This window comes from Marinobacter nitratireducens, assembly GCF_000708045.1.
GTDB lineage: Bacteria > Pseudomonadota > Gammaproteobacteria > Pseudomonadales > Oleiphilaceae > Marinobacter > Marinobacter nitratireducens.
Genome location: NZ_ANIE01000003.1, coordinates 663,847 through 681,823, shown reverse-complemented (window position 1 = coordinate 681,823; position 17,977 = coordinate 663,847). Strand labels below are relative to the sequence as shown.

Sequence of the window (17,977 nt, the reverse complement as noted above, 5' to 3'; positions counted from 1 at the left end):
AATCGCCGTGAACAATCATGGCGGATTACATTTAAAAAGAAGGAGTTCGCGCTTTGAGTTCTGTAGATTCCCAGCAAAGAGTTTTGTCCGGCATGCGTCCGACCGGCAAGCTTCACCTTGGCCACTACCATGGTGTGCTGAAAAACTGGGTGAAACTTCAGCACGAATTCGAGTGCTTCTTCTTTGTGGCGGACTGGCACGCATTGACCACTCAGTACGACGATCCCTCCGGCATCGAACAGAGTGTCTGGGATATGGTCATCGACTGGCTGGCGGCCGGTGTGAATCCTGGTTCCTCCACCATGTTCATCCAGTCACAGGTGCCCGAACACGCCGAGTTGCACCTGCTGCTGTCGATGATTACGCCGCTTGGCTGGTTGGAGCGCATCCCCACCTTCAAGGATCAACAGGAAAAGCTACGGGAAAAGGATCTCGCGACATACGGCTTCCTGGGGTATCCGCTGCTGCAGAGTGCCGATATTCTGATGTATCGGGCTGGCAAGGTGCCGGTGGGCGCAGATCAGGTGTCTCACGTCGAGATTACCCGGGAGATTGCCCGTCGTTTCAACCATATTTATGGTCGTGAGCCTGGCTTCGAAGAACAGGCGGAAGCAGCGATCGGCAAGATGGGTAAGAAAAACGCCAAGCTGTATCGCAATCTTAAAAAGCGCTATCAGGAAGAGGGCGATATGGAAGCGCTTGAGACAGCTCGTGCGCTTCTCAAGGAGCAGCAAAACATATCTCTTGGCGACCGTGAGCGCCTGTATGGTTACATCGAGGGCGGTGGCAAGGTCATCCTGCCGGAACCTCAGCCGTTGCTGACGCCGGAATCGAAGATGCCGGGGCTCGACGGGCAGAAGATGTCCAAGTCCTACAATAACTACATTGGTTTGCGGGAAGAGCCTGACAGTGTTGCCGACAAAGTCCGCAAGATGCAGACAGACCCGCAACGTGTGCGGCGCACCGATCCCGGTGATCCGGAGAAATGCCCGGTCTGGGGTATGCACCAGATTTACTCGGACTCTGAGACTCAGGAATGGGTACAGACTGGCTGCAGGAGTGCGGGTATCGGATGTCTGGACTGCAAGAAACCCCTGATCGATGCCATCATTGAAGAGCAGTGTCCTCTCCACGAGCGGGCCAGGGAATATGAGGGCAACCCGGATCTGGTTCACTCTATCCTTCAGGAAGGGCGTGAGCAGGCGCGGGATGCGGCCCGGGATACCCTGGAAGAAGTGCGGGAAGCCATGGGGCTGCAATATCGCTGATCCTCGAGTTCGGGGTAACGTGCCGGGAAAGGCTTCGGCTTTTCCCGGGGAGAGGGTATGACGGACGACACCACGGTTACATCAGAAGCAGAGCAGCAGCCGGCTGAGGATCAGTCGGCCCTTGCGCTCGTGTCTGGAAAGCCCGTGGTGGACCTTCCCAAGGACCTGTACATTCCGCCTGACGCGCTGGCTGTCTTTCTCGAGGCCTTTGAAGGGCCGCTGGACCTTTTGCTGTATCTGATCCGTCGCCAGAACATGGACATTCTGGATGTTGATGTCAGCGAAATTACCCGCCAGTACATGGATTACATCAACGTCGTTGAGGCGATGCGCTTTGAGCTGGCGGCCGAGTACCTTGTCATGGCAGCAACGCTGGCGGAAATCAAATCCCGTATGCTTCTTCCGCGGCAGGAAAGCGAAGACGACGAAGAGCTCGATCCAAGAGCGGAGCTCATTCGGCGATTGCAGCAGTACGAACGATTCAAGAAGGCTGCCGAGGATATTGATACGATGCCTCGGCTGGAGCGGGATAACTTCGCGGCATCTGCGGCGTTGCCCAAGTTGCCTTCCAGCCAGCCGCATCCGGATGTGGACATGAAAGAGCTCCTTCTGGCTCTCCGGGGCGTCTTGCAACGTGCAGACCTGTTCACCAGTCACCATGTTGAACGGGAGAAACTTTCTACCCGGGAACGGATGTCTGGCATCCTTTCGGTACTTCAGGGCGACCGGTTTGTGAGCTTTGAAAGCCTGTTTACTCCGGAGGAGGGGCGGCTTGGCGTGGTCGTGACGTTCCTGGCAACGCTGGAGCTGGTCAAGGAGCAGTTGATCGAACTGGTCCAGGCGGAAGTGCTCGGGCCGATTCATGTCCGGGCTCGCGCGGCGGATTGATTCCTTCATCTGTGAGTAGAACCGGTAAGCGGAAAGACGGTTATGAGTGACGAACATCTGCGACGTATTCAGGCCATTGTCGAAGCGGCATTACTGGCTTCGGGGAAGCCCCTCTCGCTCGAACAGCTGCGAGAGCTGTTCACCGAAGATGAGCGCCCCGCCAAGCAGGTTATGGAGCACGTCATGGTCATGCTCGAGCAGGCCTGTGAGGGGCGGGGCTTCGAGCTAAAACAGGTTGCCAGCGGCTACCGGTTACAGGTGCGTGAGGAATATGCCACCTGGGTTGCGCGCCTTTTTGAGGAAAAGCCCCAGCGCTATTCCAGGGCGCTACTTGAAACGCTGGCGTTGATTGCTTATCGGCAACCCATCACCCGAGGTGAAATCGAGGATATCCGTGGTGTTACGGTTAGCAGCAATATCATTCGTACCTTACTTGAGCGAGAGTGGGTGCGTGTTGTCGGGCACCGTGATGTACCCGGGCGCCCGGCCATGTATGCCACCACGAAGCAGTTTCTCGATTATTTCAATTTGAACGGTCTGGATCAGTTGCCGCCGCTTTCGGAAGTGCGGGATCTCGAAGAGATCGGCCGGGAAATTGAGAAGAACATGCAAGGTGAGATCGAGTTTGAATCCCCCAAGGGTGACAGCTCGGATGAGCAGACACTTCACTGACACCGCTAGCGTGTCACATACCTAAGGATTTTATTCATGGCGTCACAACGCCCAAAAAAGCCTGCCGGCGATCCTGTCAGTCATAAGGAGCCGGAACGTATTCAAAAACTCCTGGCCCGTGCCGGTGTTGGGTCCCGCAGAGAGGTCGAAGGCTGGATTGAAGCTGGTCGACTGACTGTAAACGGTGTCGTGGTCACCCCCGGTCAGAAGGCGACCGTTGAAGACCAGATCGAGCTTGATGGCAGGCGTCTGGATGTCTCCTCTGCAGCCGCAGTGGTGCGGCGGGTGTTGATTTACAACAAGCCCGAGGGCGAGGTGACGACACGTAAGGATCCGGAAGGACGCCCGACGGTTTTCGATCGTTTACCGCGGCTCAAGGAACATCGCTGGATATCCATCGGGCGCCTGGATATCAATACCACCGGGTTGGTGCTGTTCACGACGGACGGAGAACTTGCCAATCGTTTGATGCATCCGTCCCGACAGATCGATCGCGAATACGCGGTACGTATTTTCGGTGAAGTCGACGATGCTATGTTGGATCGGCTGCTGGAAGGCGTACTTCTCGAAGACGGGATGGCACGCTTTACCGATATTTCGCCAGCGGGCGGAAGCGGCATGAACCGGTGGTTCCATGTCACGCTGCTGGAAGGTCGTAATCGTGAGGTTCGGCGATTATGGGAATCCCAGGGCGTCAAAGTCAGCCGCCTGAAACGTGTTCGTTATGGGCCGATTTTCCTGCCAAGCCGGCTCACGCTCGGAAAGTGGGAAGAGCTGGATCAGAAGGCGGTGGATACGCTGAGTCGCACCGTTGATCTGGCGCCGGTCGAAATACCGCAAAAGACACCCAACGAAAAAGCCGCTCAGGAACGCCAGCGTCGAAAAGGCCCTGCTCGAAGCCGCAAGCCGGCCGGCGGTCGGTGGCAGGTGAGTGACAGTAAACCCGGCAAGTCCGCTGGAAGTCGCCGCACCGGTGGCCCCAAATCCGGTAAGAAACGGTCCTAGCGTATGGAGGCAAACACCTGGGTGCAGTTACGCCCATGGTGTTTTGCCTGGTAGAGCGCTTCATCCGCCCTGGCGAGCCACTGCTCGCTTGTCTCTCCGTGTAGATGAGTGGCAACCCCGCAACTCGTTGTAACAGACAGTGCCTCGCCGCCGCAGTCGATCCGGATGCCACCTATGGCATGACGAAGGCGATCGGCCACGTCGCGAGCGTCACGCTCTCCTGTCAGCGGCAACAGTATGGCAAATTCCTCACCACCGAATCGATAGATGCTATCGGACGTCCGCAGCGATTGCTCCATGGCACTTGCCGCCATCTGGAGAAGGTGATCGCCGACGACATGACCATGCTTGTCGTTGACTGCCTTGAAGTGGTCAAGATCGCAAAGAATGAGGGAATATTCCTGATTATGTCTGTCGGCGAGTTGTCCGGAGCGGGATAATTCAGCATCCAGCGCGCGCTTGTTGGCAACGCCAGTCAGTGCATCCGTCAGCGCTGTCTGCTCGATCGCAAGGAACTGGCAGGCATTGCGCAGAGGACAGATAACGACGCTGATGATGGTTTCAATTCCCTGTAGCTCTTCTTCTGAGAATCGCTGTCTACGGTTGAGGGTGAGGGTGCCGTAGTGCTCCCCTTCAAGATTCAAGCGGTATTCGCAGCGATGGGGGCCACCCATGCCGGTAGAGAAGACAAAATCCTGGTTCGCGATTCTGTGGCGATACTGTAGTGAATCGAAGGGGATAATCTGATCGAGTTCGTCTGCGAGCACGCCCAGCTGCGTTTCCAGGGAAAGGGTTGTGGAGAGTCGGCGGGTCAGTCGCGTGAGAACGTCCGGCGCAGATACCCAATCCTGGTGTGCCTGGCGCAATGCGGCAAGCTTCTGAGGCTGCGAGGAAGAGGTGTGGATGCTGGTAATCTGTTTCACGGAAATCTACTCGATCAATGTCAGTTACCCTGTTTCAGCATATCCCATGCCTAAAAATATAAAATGATAATAAACAATATGATAGGAGAGATACTTCATACATGATCGTCAATGTTGGCGTTGAAAGCCGTTCTATCGTCAAAAATCCGGCAGTTATTTGCCGCTCCCGGACGTCGGCCAGTCAAAATGTCCGACAAGGGCATTGGGATGCCGGTGTGCTGTGGTAAACTCGGCGCTTTGTAAGTCAGCCGTCTGCAGAAGTGAGCGCCCAATTCTATGAGGTTTCAGGCACCGGAAAGTCTGTCCGAACAAATCGCCCAGCATCTTGGCCAGCGCATTGTGACCCGGGATCTCAAACCCGGAGAGCGTATTCAGGAACTCAAGGTTGCCGGTGATCTGAACGTGAGCCGTGGTTCCGTGCGCGAAGCGCTGTTGATCATGGAACGTCGTCACCTGGTGGAGATCTTTCCTCGTCGCGGTGCCGTTGTGTCCAGCCTGACGACTGACAGCGTGAATGCGCTGTACGATATCTATATCGATCTGCTCTGCATGCTTGGCCGGAAAGTTCTTGAACGCTGGCCCGGTGGTCAGCTTGGCGGACTGATGGGCCAGGTGCGGGAGCTGCAGGCGGTGGTTGATGCCTTCAATACGGCCGGTAGCGATGCTGCAGAAAAGGTGATCGAAGCCGGATTCGGCGTCATGCAATATGCCTATGGCTTGGTGGAAAACCCGTTTCTCCAGGAAACCCTGGAAAATTTCAGGCCGGCGATCAGCCGTACCTATTACGTTGCGCTTGAGCACTTTCGCGAAGATATCGCCGGTACGGCGACGTTTTTCCGTCAGTTGGCCGATGCCGCGGTGAATGACGATGCCGAGCGTCTTCAATCGGTTATCAAAGCCTTCGGTGAGCATCAGCGGCAGCAGGTTCTGACGATTCTCAGGGAGGAGGAGAGCGCCTGATATGCGCCTTAAATCCATCAAGCTTGCCGGGTTCAAATCCTTTGTGGATCCGACAACGGTACCATTTCCCACCAACATGACGTCGGTGGTGGGGCCGAACGGTTGTGGCAAGTCCAACATCATTGATGCTGTGCGCTGGGTCATGGGGGAGAGTTCCGCCAAGTACCTGCGCGGTGAATCCATGACTGACGTCATCTTCAATGGCTCCAGTGCGCGAAAGCCTGTTGGACAGGCCTCGATTGAGCTGGTTTTCGATAACAGCGATGGCTCTGCACCTGGTGAATTTGTCAGCTTCAACGAAATCTCCGTTCGCCGCAGGGTGTCCCGGGAAGGGCAATCAGAGTACTTCCTCAATGGCTCCAAATGCCGTCGCCGCGATATCACCGACCTTTTCCTGGGAACCGGTCTTGGTCCCCGCAGTTACGCAATCATTGAGCAGGGGATGATTTCCCGGCTCATCGAAGCCAAGCCTGAAGAGCTGCGAATCTACATTGAGGAAGCGGCCGGCATCTCGAAGTACAAGGAGCGACGACGGGAAACCGAAAACCGGATTCGTCGGACCCAGGAAAACCTGGAGCGTCTGACGGACCTGCGAGAAGAACTCGGACGTCAGTTGCAGCATCTGGAACGTCAGGCTGCTGCCGCAGAAAAGTACAAGGCTTACAAGAAAGATGAGCGACAGAAAAAAGCGGAGTTGACCGTACTCCGCTGGCGTTCGCTGGATAATGACCTCGAAACCTGGCGCGCCAGGATTCGCGATACCGAGTTGGAACTTGAAAAGTATCTGACCGAGCGAGTCAGCCTCGAAACCTCCCTGGAATCTCTCCGTGATGACCATCAGGATCGCACCGAGCATTTCAATCGGGCCCAGGCCCGGTACTACGAAGCCGGAGCGGACATCGCGCGAATTGAGCAGAGTCTGGAGCACCAGAGGGAACGGAGTCGGCAAACCGCCGCGGAGCTCGATCAGGCCATGGCCAATCAGCGGGAAATCAGTCGGGAGCTGGAGCAGGACGAAGAAAAGCTGGCCACGCTTCAGGAAGAATTCGACATGATCGAGCCCGAGCAAGAGGCGCTGGCGATCAGAGCTGAGGAATCGGGTGAGAAGCTGCAAATGGCCGAGGATGCCATGACTGAGTGGCAGCATCAGTGGGAATCCTTCAGTTCCCGATCCTCCGACGCCCGTCGACAGGCTGAGTTGGCTCAATCCCGTATCCGCTCGACGGAAGATGCCATCGAACAGCTGAGGACCCGTCACCAGAAGTTACTTGATGAACAGGCATTGCTTGATGATCAGGTGGACCGTGAAGAGCTGGAAGACCTGTTGGAGCAACAGGAGACGCTCGAACTTCGAAGAGAGGAAGCGGCTGAGCGGATCGCGTCTGTTCAGGACGACCTGTACGAGGCCAGGGATCAGCAGAAGGAAGCCGAACAGCAGGTTTCCGAAAAGCGCCAGACCGTCCAGTCCCTTCGGGCCTCCCTGGAATCCCAGCAAGCCTTGCTTGATGAGCAGATGGGCAGTCAGGACGACGATCTTCAGAGCTGGTTGGCACAGCATGATCTGGCCGATTCACCCCGGGTTGCAAGTCAGCTTTCGATAGAGGGCGGTTGGGAGTTCGCCGTCGAGCAGGTGATTGGTCGTTTTACGCAAGGACTGTCCTTGCCGGGGATAGGACACCTGGACACTGCCTTCAGCAGCGCTCCGAAAGGACTTGCTGTTATTGACCGCTCTTCCGAAGTGGCCCGAGAAGAGAGCCAGGATAGGTTGGCGGCAAAGGTGTCAGGCTTGCCTGCAGTTGCGTCACTGCTCTCGGGAATTCGCGCAATTGAAACGCTGTCTGATGCGCTTGGCATGCGCACAGAACTCGCTGCCGGAGAGAGCGCGATCACGCCGGAAGGGGTGTGGGTGTCCCGCGACTGGGTGCTCATGCCCGATTCGGATCAGGGGCAGGTCGGTGTTATTGAACGCCAGGCCAAGGTCAATGAATTGTCCCACCTGCTTTCAGAGGCGGAAGCGGAGCTGGAGGAGCTTGGGCAGCGTCAGGAAGCGCTCGTCGAGCGGGCGGAGAAGGCTGAAGCTACCCGGGATGATGCCCAGTCCTCGCTGGCGGACGCTGACAGGGAGCTGAGCGGTTTGCAGTCCCGGGTCAGTGGTTTGCGAGCCCGCGCGGAACAGATTGATGCCCGGCTGGTCAGGATCCGAGAAGATCTTTCGGATGTCTCCATGGAATTGGAGAACCAGCAGGAAAGCCTGGAAGAGGCGAAAGAGGAGTGGCAGCAAGCGCTCGCGTTGACGGAAGACAGCGACGAGGAGAAGGAGCGGCTGCTCGAGCAGCGAGACAGTCTTCGCGAAAACCTCGACAGATTGCGCCAGGATGCCCGCCACGACCGTGATCACGCGCACCAGATGCAGTTGCAGGCGCAGACCCTGACGAGCCAGCGGGATGCCCTTCGCCAGACCATCGATCGCATGCAATTGCAGAAGGAGCGACTCGAGGAGCGCCTGGAAATCCTGCGGGAGTCCAGAGAAAGTGCGGAAGAGCCCATCGAAGACCTCCAGATGCAGTTGGAGGGGCTTCTCGACCGACGTCTTGCGGAAGAGGAAAAGCTCGCGGAAGCGCGTGATGCGCTTGAGGAAATTGATCGCGAAGTTCGGGAAAGAGAGCAGGGACGTTCCGGCACCGATCACAAGATTCAGGACGTTCGATCCCGGCTGGAAAAGCTGAAGATGGAATGTCAGGCCCTCGAAATTCGTTCCGGAAACCATATCGAGCAGCTCAGGGAGCTGGACGTGAAACTCCAGGAAGTCCTGGAGCAGTTGCCGGAGGACGCAAACGAGAAAGAATGGGCAGACGAGCTTGAAAAGATTGGCAACCGCATCCAAAGGCTTGGTGCGATTAACCTCGCGGCTATCGAGGAGTATCAGGTTCAGAGCGAGCGTAAAAACTACCTTGACAGCCAACACGAAGATCTGATTGAGGCTCTGGAAACCCTGGACAACGCCATCCGGAAAATCGATCGGGAGACCAGGCAGCGCTTCAAGGAGACCTTTGACCAGGTCAACGGCGGGCTACAGGCTCTATTCCCGAAGGTGTTCGGTGGCGGAAACGCCTATCTGGAGCTGACCGGAGAGGATCTGCTGGAAACCGGGGTGGCGATCATGGCCCGGCCCCCGGGTAAGAAAAACAGCACCATTCACTTGTTGTCTGGCGGCGAGAAGGCCCTAACGGCCATCGCCCTGGTGTTCTCCATCTTCCAGCTTAACCCTGCGCCGTTCTGTATGCTGGATGAGGTGGATGCGCCGCTGGATGACGCGAACGTCGGCCGTTACGCCAACATGGTCAAGGAAATGTCCAAGCAGGTTCAGTTTATCTACATTACCCATAACAAGATCGCGATGGAGATGGCGGACCAGTTAATGGGCGTCACCATGCATGAGCCTGGCTGTTCGCGGCTGGTGTCCGTCGACGTTGACGAGGCCGCAGCGCTGGCGGAAGCCTGATAAAGCCGTGCACAGAAATTCGGCAAGCATGACAAAAACGCCATCTGGCCCCGGTGTGCGTTGTATTCATTACGGGCTTTTCTTAGAGTAGCAACGTTACAGAACCTGCAAACAGGACAGCAGCACTATGTCACTTAGGGAATGGTTAATTGCCATCGGTACCCTGGTTATCATCGGCATTGTCATCGATGGCGTAAGGCGGATGCGGCGGGCTCGTAAAGAGTCCATGGCCATATCATCCGGTATGGGCGCCGATGACCTCGCAGAGTCACCATTGGATGAGGACTACAATCCTGAGCTGCCGAACGGCGGCGCTCGAACAGTGTCCCGAGAGATCCTTGAGGAAAGAGGGTATGTCCGGGCTGAAAAGCCCGTTCGGGTTGCGACGTCTTCACCAAAGCCAACTCGTCCCGTGAAACAGAGTCGGGAGGATGACTTTGTCGCTGCTGATCCAGTCACCACTGGCGACGACGATTTAGACGGCGGGTTTTCTTCCCATGACGAGCCAGTGCCGGAACTGGAATCGGGCTGGAGTGCAACTGAGGAAGTCGCTGCACAAGAGCCAGCGCAGGAAGATCCCCCGGAGATGGAATCCCCGAAAGCCCCAGAGGCGGTATCTGGGCCTTCACCTACGCGTGATGTTCAAGAGGACACGGCGTCACGAGATTCAGAACCCCGTAAAGATCAGCCCCTCGCTGGCGCCAACCGTCCGGAGGCGAGAGAGGTTATCGTGATCAACGTCTTGGCGCCCGCCGAGCAGGAGTACAAGGGGCCTGCGTTGAAAAAGCTTTTCGAGGCCTGCGGTCTTGAGTTCGGGGATATGGACATCTATCACCGCCACGAAGCGTCAGACACGACCAGCCCGGTGCAATTCAGTGTTGCCAGTGCCGTTGAGCCAGGAACCTTTCGGCAGTCCGATATCGATACCTTGTCGACCCCGGGTATCAGTTTCTTCATGAGCATGCCGGGGCCCACCAGCGCGCTTCAGGCATTTGAGTTCATGCTGGAGACCGCTCAATGCGTGGTTCGCAACCTCGGTGGCGAACTCAAAGATGAGCGACGGAGCGTGATGACCGGCCAGACCATCGAGCATTGTCGGCAACGCATTCGTGAATTTGAGCGTAAGCAACGGTTTCATCAGGTTTAAACGGCGGGTGAGAGCAGCAATCCATGAGTAAAGCCACGCCGGACATCCGGACGCGGGTCGATGAACTGCGTTCGATCATTGATGACCATAACTACCATTATTACGTTCTGGATGACCCCAGGGTTCCGGACGCCGAGTATGACCGCCTGTTTCGGGAGTTGCAGAAGCTGGAGGCGGATTATCCGGAACTGGCCTCCGATGATTCGCCGACCCGGCGGGTTGGCAGTGCTGCGGAAACCAGCTTTGCTGAGGTTGTTCATCGTATCCCGATGCTGTCGCTGGACAATGCGTTCAGTGAAGAGGAACTGGAAGATTTCGATCGCCGGGTCCGGGACCGCCTTGGCGATGATAGCCCGGTAGAGTACGTCTGCGAGCCAAAGCTTGATGGCCTGGCGGTGAGCCTGACCTACGAAAACGGCACACTTTCCGTTGCGTCTACCCGGGGCGACGGTTATGCCGGCGAAGATATCACCGCGAACATTCGGACCATTCGCTCCATTCCTCTCAAACTCAGGGGTGAAAACATCCCGGACCTCGTCGAAGTGCGAGGCGAGGTGTACATGCCGAAAGCCGGGTTCGAAGCGCTTAACCAGAGGCTGGCTGCGCAGGGCGAGAAAACCTTCGTCAATCCCCGGAATGCGGCAGCAGGCAGTCTTCGCCAGAAAAAGTCAACGGTGACAGCCAAGCGGCCTCTGGAAATGTGTGCCTATAGCGTGGCACTCGCAGAGGATAGTGAGCTGGCGGACAATCACTGGGATGGTTTGCAGCAAGTCCGTCAGTGGGGTTTCCGGATCAACCCGGAGATGCGCAAAGCTGTCGGAGCGCAAGCTTGCCTGGAGGCCTACCAGGACCTGATGGCAAAGCGAGATACGCTGCCTTATGAGATCGACGGCATTGTATTCAAGGTAAATCGACTGGATTTGCAACGGAAGCTTGGCTTTGTATCCAGAGCGCCGCGTTGGGCGATTGCCCAGAAATTCCCGGCACAGGAAGAACTGACGACCATTGAGGATGTGGAATTCCAGGTTGGTCGCACGGGCGCAGTGACCCCGGTCGCGAGGTTGAAGCCGGTGTTTGTAGGCGGTGTCACGGTCAGCAACGCGACCCTGCACAATATGGATGAAATCCGGCGTCTTGATGTGCATATCGGGGATACGGTATTCATCCGACGCGCCGGGGATGTGATTCCCCAGGTGGTGAAAGTGGTCACCGACAAGCGCCCCGAGAACGCGTTGGCGGTAGAACTGCCGAGCCGGTGCCCTGTGTGTGATTCCGATGTCATCCAGATTGAAGGGGAGGCGGTTGCCCGCTGCTCCGGCGGCCTCTATTGTCCGGCGCAGCGCAAGGAGGCAATCCGTCACTATGCCTCACGCAAAGCCATGGATATCGAAGGCTTGGGTGACAAATGGATAGACATCCTGGTGGATCGCGAACTGGTGGAAACCGTTGCCGACCTTTACCGTCTCAAAAAGGCCGATCTGACCGGTCTTGAGCGTATGGGAGACAAATCTGCGTCGAACCTTGTGGCTGCCATCGACAAATCCCGACATCCGGTGCTTTGGCGCTTTCTTTACGCTCTTGGAATCCGGGAAGTCGGAGAAGCGACGGCGAAGGGGCTGGCTTCCCATTTTGGAACCCTGGAAGCCATCGCGGCAGCGGATGAGGAGACCCTTCAGACCGTAAACGATGTCGGTCCAATTGTTGCCGGCCATATCCGCAGTTTCTTCGATCAGTCTCACAACCGTGAAACCCTGGATGCGCTGAAAGCAGCCGGAGTTGAATGGCAGGAAGAAGCGATCAATGAGGGCGAACGCCCACTGGAAGGCGAGACCTGGGTGCTCACCGGCACGCTGTCGACCATGACCCGGGATGAAGCCAAGGCGAAACTGGAGCAGCTGGGCGCGAAGGTTGCCGGTAGTGTGTCGAAAAAGACGGCTTGCGTGGTTGCCGGTGAGGCGGCCGGTTCCAAGCTCGCCAAAGCGGAACAGCTGGGAGTTGAGGTTCGTGATGAGGCGGCGTTGACCGAACTCCTGAGACATCACGGGCTCACCGAAGAATAAACGCCGGTTTGTGCCTTGCCCCTTCATAGAAATCTCATTTCGTGCCAGTCATGCAAGGACGCAGGCTGGCCGAAGAATCTGAGAACTCGCGCAGATCCCCGAGCGCATAATTTGGCTACCATGGTGCAGATCTGTAACGGTATGTAAACCGGGGTTCTGCTCGGTTTGGCCATAACAACAACGTGTTAAACGGATTTTTTCATGCGCGTCGATTCCGCCCTCCGATTTACCTCAGTCGCCCGTCTCCTCACCGTCATCCTGATGGTGAGCGCGTTATCTGCGTGTAAGACAGAGAAGGCTCCGGATCAGCCGACCATTCTCGGTGTACCGCCTTCCACGGCCTATCTCGGCGTCGAGTACTACTACAACTTCGGGGCCTACGGTGGCGAGGATATCCTCGATTATTCCCTGACAAATGCACCATCCTGGCTTGCTCTGGAAGACACCAGCAATAAAGCCCGTGAGGGCATTATCATGCGGGGCGTGCCGGGGCTGACCGGGGGCAACCGGGGCGACGCAGATCTTGGCAAGATTCAGGATATCAATCTGGTCACGACGGACAGCCGGATGGCCGGGCTGCAGCCGTTTGATATCGAGGTCAAATACAACCCACTGTCGCTGGAGGCTGACACGTTTACCGAAGGCAGCACGGCGGAGCTTGAAGAAGGGTATCGTAATCATTGTACGTTACCGGATCTGGAATCTTCCGGTGAGCATGAATTCACGATCAATCAATATGCCAGCGACGGCTCTGTCACCGGCACCAAACAGTTGACGGTGGAGACCCACCCGGTTGTGGTCAAGGTGGTGTTGGATCAACCCTCCGTCACCCGGGTAGCCGTCGCATTTGACCTTACCTCAGAGTACGACGCGACGGACTGCGACAACGGCTTCACGGCACCGCACCAGCGGTGTGACTACAGCGAGGCTAACGCCGGTGATGCCGCTGTCGGCCAGGATCTGGTGGCCCTGGGTAGCAACAGTGACCTGTTGCTGGAACAGCTCGACTACCTGACATATGAACTGGATAACAACGGCAACTACACCAAGGGTGTGGTGACCTTCGAGCCGGGAATTACCGAATGCTATATCCGCCTGGAAGTGGTTGATGACAGTTTCCCCGAGCCGTCGGAAGCTGCACGATTGACCCTCACGGAAGTCCGCTCCGGTCTGGCAGGGCTGGGTGAGAGCAACAGCGGTGTCAGGTCAAGCCTGGTCATCGATGACGATGAACCCGTTGTGGTTCTCGAAACGGCGGCGGGTGGAACACGTGACGCTCTGAACGTTGGCGATTATCGGGAATACGTTGCCCGTATTGAAGGCGAGAGAACCTGGGAATACAGGGCCAAGCTAGGTCACTCAGAGGATTCCACGGCGAGGCTTGGCACCGAGTTTGTGATCGAGACCTACCAGAATAATTCGTGGGCGGAGAGCGATGAGGTTGTGTTCCCCGCGTCAGAAAACGAGGTGCCTTTTCGGATTCGTGTAGACAGTGCCGGTTACTCAAATCCCTCTCTCGATGATCGCTTTATTCTCCTGACACTGAACGAAGGCTATCAGGCAGGGCGGGAGTATTACGCCAGGGCAGCCGATAACTCGATTCTGAGGGTAAACCTGAACGAATTGGCGGCACCTCTTGCACTGAATGCGGGGGATGGCTTCGTCGCCACGGATGTCGACATCGCACATTCCGGCCGGATTTTCGTTTCCGGCTATGATGAGCTCAATAATGATCAGGTTCTGGTAAAGATTTTTGACCAGAAGGGCGCTTTGCTTCAGAACATTCCAGTCTCTGATCCGGCTGTTGCCCTGAACACGCCTGAAACAGCTCTGGCAACGCTCAAGCGCAAAGTGCCATCCGGCTCCACCAAGGTTGACCGGTACGAGTTTGCCGTGGCCTACAGCACAGACCAGCCCCTGACAGGCACAAACGAAAACGGCGGGCAGGATGTGGTTGTGCACCGGTTCTGGTATGACACCGCGGTTAACGGTGGCGAGTATGTTGAAGATTGGGTTTTCCGTACTGGCACGGCGGCAGACGATATCGTTCGTTCCCTGGCATTGGCTGGTGAGAATGGTTATGTCCTGGTGGCCGGTGAGACCAATGGATCCTGGCCCGAACAGGTCCCTGCCGGTGGCTTCGACAGCTTTCTGCAGCGCATTGACGCTCCTCTGGATGGCAACAGCTATGTCCCTGAGCTTGCCTGGACTCGCCAGGTGGGTTCTGCTGCCGATGATTCGGTTGCCGGTGTCAGTGCGCTTTCGCTGACGCCCATCTTGTTTGGGTCCGCCCAGGGCTCTGTGGGGGGCGCGCCGGTTATCGGTGGCGTTGATGCCTACTTCTACAGTGCAACGGCCGGCGCGGGCGATATAAGTGTCAATCAGGTTGGATCAGCGGGCGATGAAGCGGTTTCCGATGGTTTGTTTGAGCAAAGCGGGTTGTGGTTGTTGGGTAACGGTGCCGGTGAGTATTCTGTTCAGGAGACCGGTGAAGAGAGCAGGCAGCTCGTGCATACGCCAATCAACACTTCAGCCGGTTTTCTGCTCGGCTACTCCTCGACCGGAGATATCAATCGGGCGTTCACACTAAACGATCCGTCAGATTCGGCAGAGGAGGCGTTCGAGGCTGTGATGGTCTTCAGTGGCGACCTGGTTGCTGCTGGCAAATCCGACGGTGACTTCGAGGGTGGCGCTGCAGGCTCAGCTCAGGGCCAGGGCATTGCGACCCGCATCTCTTTGCTTGAGCCAGCCGGTGAAGAGGACACGGCGTTCAGAAATGAGTGGCGAGCTCAGCTCCCTGTTGGAGATACTGAGATTACCGCGCTTGCGAACTATCGAGACGACGAGATCACCATGCTCGCGCGCCAGGCCGGTCAATGGCTGGTTCTCGTGTACAGCCCTGAAGGGGAATTGCTGACGCCGCTGAATTAACCGGCGAGTGGCGCATTATCAGCGCTGGATCAGATCGCCCCTTCCTGTCGACCAGAGCTGGCGTATAGCCGGAGATAGTCGGTACTGGAGACGATGCCGGCGGGCGCTCCGTTGGCATCGATTACCAGCGCCGCATTGAGGCGGTGGGCGAGCATCAGTCTTGCCAGTTGATGCGCGTCAGTCTCCGGAGAGGCGGTGAGAAAAGCCGGTAGCTCAATGTGTAACAGGCTTTGGCTCATGGCATTAACCTGATGTTCGTGAAGCCATTCAAGTAGCCAGCGTAACTCAACAACACCCGCCACGTTGTTTTCGGACATCACCACCAGGTGGTTAACTCCGTGTTCGTCCATGGAGGAGAGGGCCTCTGACACGGTGGCCGAGGCCGATACAGAATAGAGTGCCTGCGAGCAGAAGGAAGACACCGGCAGATAGGGGCGCTCGGTTCTGGGCATGTCGGCAGCTGCGGCACCATATTCCGCAACAGCTCGATCCTGGCGCCCGGAATGTGCGGCCTGCTGGAATTCCGCATCGGTGGCTTCGCTTCGACTGGGATTGATGGGATGGCTTTCGGTCAGCTCAGACACATCGTCCACCCGCCGGCCGCGATAGACCTCCGGAAGCCTTGTCCCAACCGGGCGACCGGGTTCGCTGACAAATATCGACATCTAGGTCACACTCCGAGTTTCATACCTTCACAACCGGTTAACGGCCAGCATGCGAAAATCTTCACAGCTAACTCATTACGAAATGGCCATCATTAACGAAGTATACGTTGAGCATTGACCCTTCGCGCCAGCTTCTTGGGCAGACAGGCTGGCTGGCCCGTCAACCGGTCCGCAAGATACTCGGCGAGAACGGGAGCATAGGTGAGACCTTTACTGCCAAGCCCGGTGAACAGGTATAGCCCATTGGGCTGGTTTTCCAGGGCATCGGCTACGGGTTGATAGTCATGGGTGGTACATCTGAAACCCACTCGCCCGTCAACCCGTTCGGCCCCATCGGGACTGAGGTAATCCGTGTCTATCACTCCGGGTATCATGTTCGACAGTTCCGTCAGGTTTTCACGATGGCTTTCCATCGACTGGTTCGGGTTTTCGTCGCGGAGGTCGAAGGTTGCCCCGGTCACCGCACAATCACCGTTAAACGGGTTCAGATACCGCTTCCCGCAGATAACACTATCCGGACTGTTCAGGCTCTCAGCCGGGAGGTGCGTAACCTGGCCGCGAATGGGCTTCAAGCGGATGTCGCCCTCGTACGGGATAAGATCAGCACTTGAATGCCCCGTGCACAGAACGACGCGCTCCGCTGCGATTTCCCCGCCTTGGTGATCCCTAAGCCGCCATTGCTTGCCCTGGTGCGTAAGGCTTGAGATCCGGCAGCCAAATCGTTTCTCGATTAACGGGTGTTCAGAGAGCACTTCACAGGCATTGGCGGGCTCAAGCCAGCCGCAAGCCGGAAACCACAGTCCTCCACTCTGAGTGGTTACGCCGCTCAGACGAGACGCCTCGGATTGATCGACTGGTTTGAGAATGTCCTCCGGATAATGGTTTCGGCAGATAAATCGCCGCTGGCGGTCCGCTTCCGAGTCGTCGTATGCCAGCTGCAAAAGCCCGGTCGGGTGCCAGAAGTTGTCAGAAAAGGGTTGATAGAAGCGCTGACTGAAGAGCAGGGCGGTCAGCCCCAGTTCGGTCTGATCGTTAAACTCGACGCCGAGCTTTACATAGAGCGCCCCTTGCAGATTGCCTGACGCAGCAGCCCCGGCGCGGTCAGCGGCATCAATTAACGTCACTCGAATACCTCGCCCGGCGAGATTCCGCGCCAGCAGGCAACCGGAAATACCGGAACCCACGATAGCAACAGGCGCGTTGTGGCCCGCCCTCATGGCTGTACCTGCGTCGTCAAGGACACCGGTCAGCATGTCCCTTTTGCGCCCATAGCCCGCTGTTTTCCGCATGGTGAACCCGGCATCGGCCAGTGCACGACGAATGCGACCGACCGCGGTGAACGTGGCGAGGGTAGTGCCGGGTGCGCTATGGGAACGAATCAGTGTGATGGCCTGGTCGAGCCACATTTCCGGGTTCAGAGATGGTGCGAAGCCGTCCAGAAACCATGCGTCGGCGGTGAAGGAGAGCTGGTTCCAGGCATCAAGTACGTCACCAAAGAACAGGGTGAGCCGGACTCTGCCACCATCCAGTACGATACGATGTACGCCGCGGGTCAGTGGCGGGTAATGATCACAGAGCTCCTCTGCCAAAGGCGCAAGTTCTGGCCACGCCGCCAGGGCACGTGTGAGGTCCTTCAGGGTTAGCGGATAGCGTTCTGCGGAGACGAAGTGGAGGATGGCGTCACTGTCCGTGACCGATTCCCGCCACAGTTGCCAGGCTGCAAGGAAATTCAGCCCTGTACCGAACCCCGTTTCTGCAACCACGAAGTGGCTGCCGTGTTCAATCGAGGCGAATCGATCCGCCAGGTTGTTGTGATCCAGGAAAACGTACCGTGTTTCTTCCAGTCCGTTGTCGCGACTGAAATAGACATCCCCGAATTGCGTCGATTCGGGAATGCCATCGTTCCACGCCAACTCTGCCGGTTCGATTGCCGGGCCTGATGCGCTCTGAGCCATG

The 17,977-nt window shown here is 57.1% G+C and carries 12 protein-coding genes; 9 read left to right on the top strand and 3 right to left on the bottom strand.

The window, feature by feature from the left end; all coding sequences use genetic code 11:
• Positions 1–53 precede the first annotated feature (53 nt).
• The 4 genes from D777_RS04965 to rluB are packed head-to-tail and all read left to right on the top strand — an operon-like array spanning position 54 to position 3,833.
• Entirely contained in the window at positions 54–1,268 is a 1,215-nt protein-coding gene (locus tag D777_RS04965) for a tryptophan--tRNA ligase (protein ID WP_081849466.1), read from the top strand.
• A gap of 57 nt (positions 1,269–1,325) precedes the next feature.
• Positions 1,326–2,156 (top strand): segregation and condensation protein A, encoded by an 831-nt coding sequence (locus D777_RS04960; RefSeq protein ID WP_036129263.1) that lies wholly within the window; start codon positions 1,326–1,328, stop codon positions 2,154–2,156.
• Positions 2,157–2,198: 42 nt separating this feature from the next.
• On the top strand, positions 2,199–2,828 hold the full coding sequence (gene scpB / locus D777_RS04955) for an SMC-Scp complex subunit ScpB (protein ID WP_036129260.1): 630 nt from the start codon (positions 2,199–2,201) through the stop codon (positions 2,826–2,828).
• 36 nt (positions 2,829–2,864) lie between these two features.
• Positions 2,865–3,833 (top strand): 23S rRNA pseudouridine(2605) synthase RluB, encoded by a 969-nt coding sequence (gene rluB, locus D777_RS04950; RefSeq protein WP_036129259.1) that lies wholly within the window; start codon positions 2,865–2,867, stop codon positions 3,831–3,833.
• Here rluB and D777_RS04945 read toward each other — a convergent pair.
• A complete protein-coding gene (locus D777_RS04945; RefSeq protein ID WP_036129256.1) occupies positions 3,830–4,756 on the bottom strand; it encodes a GGDEF domain-containing protein in 927 nt (308 codons plus the stop codon). The two genes, rluB and D777_RS04945, sit on opposite strands and share 4 nt — an antisense overlap.
• A 276-nt stretch (positions 4,757–5,032) precedes the next feature.
• Between D777_RS04945 and D777_RS04940 the strand changes: the two genes are divergently transcribed.
• From D777_RS04940 to D777_RS04920, 5 genes are all read left to right on the top strand, one after another.
• Entirely contained in the window at positions 5,033–5,716 is a 684-nt protein-coding gene (locus D777_RS04940; RefSeq protein WP_036129253.1) for a GntR family transcriptional regulator, read from the top strand.
• 1 nt (position 5,717) lies between these two features.
• Complete coding sequence (smc, locus tag D777_RS04935) at positions 5,718–9,218, top strand: chromosome segregation protein SMC (RefSeq protein WP_036129250.1); 3,501 nt, start codon at positions 5,718–5,720, stop codon at positions 9,216–9,218.
• Positions 9,219–9,345: 127 nt separating this feature from the next.
• Positions 9,346–10,365, top strand: a complete 1,020-nt coding sequence (zipA, locus tag D777_RS04930; RefSeq protein WP_036129248.1) for a cell division protein ZipA — start codon at positions 9,346–9,348, stop codon at positions 10,363–10,365.
• Between the two features lie 23 nt (positions 10,366–10,388).
• Positions 10,389–12,425 (top strand): NAD-dependent DNA ligase LigA, encoded by a 2,037-nt coding sequence (gene ligA, locus D777_RS04925; RefSeq protein ID WP_036129245.1) that lies wholly within the window; start codon positions 10,389–10,391, stop codon positions 12,423–12,425.
• Positions 12,426–12,626: 201 nt separating this feature from the next.
• The gene (locus D777_RS04920) at positions 12,627–15,356 is read left to right on the top strand and encodes a hypothetical protein (RefSeq protein ID WP_036129244.1); all 2,730 of its coding nucleotides are present in this window, start codon (positions 12,627–12,629) and stop codon (positions 15,354–15,356) included.
• A 29-nt stretch (positions 15,357–15,385) separates the two neighbouring features.
• Here the strand turns inward: D777_RS04920 and D777_RS04915 are convergent, their stop codons facing one another.
• Entirely contained in the window at positions 15,386–16,021 is a 636-nt protein-coding gene (locus D777_RS04915) for a CBS domain-containing protein (protein ID WP_036129241.1), read from the bottom strand.
• A gap of 92 nt (positions 16,022–16,113) precedes the next feature.
• Positions 16,114–17,976 (bottom strand): bifunctional tRNA (5-methylaminomethyl-2-thiouridine)(34)-methyltransferase MnmD/FAD-dependent 5-carboxymethylaminomethyl-2-thiouridine(34) oxidoreductase MnmC, encoded by a 1,863-nt coding sequence (gene mnmC, locus D777_RS04910; protein WP_036129238.1) that lies wholly within the window; start codon positions 17,974–17,976, stop codon positions 16,114–16,116.
• Between the last annotated feature and the right edge of the window lies 1 nt (position 17,977).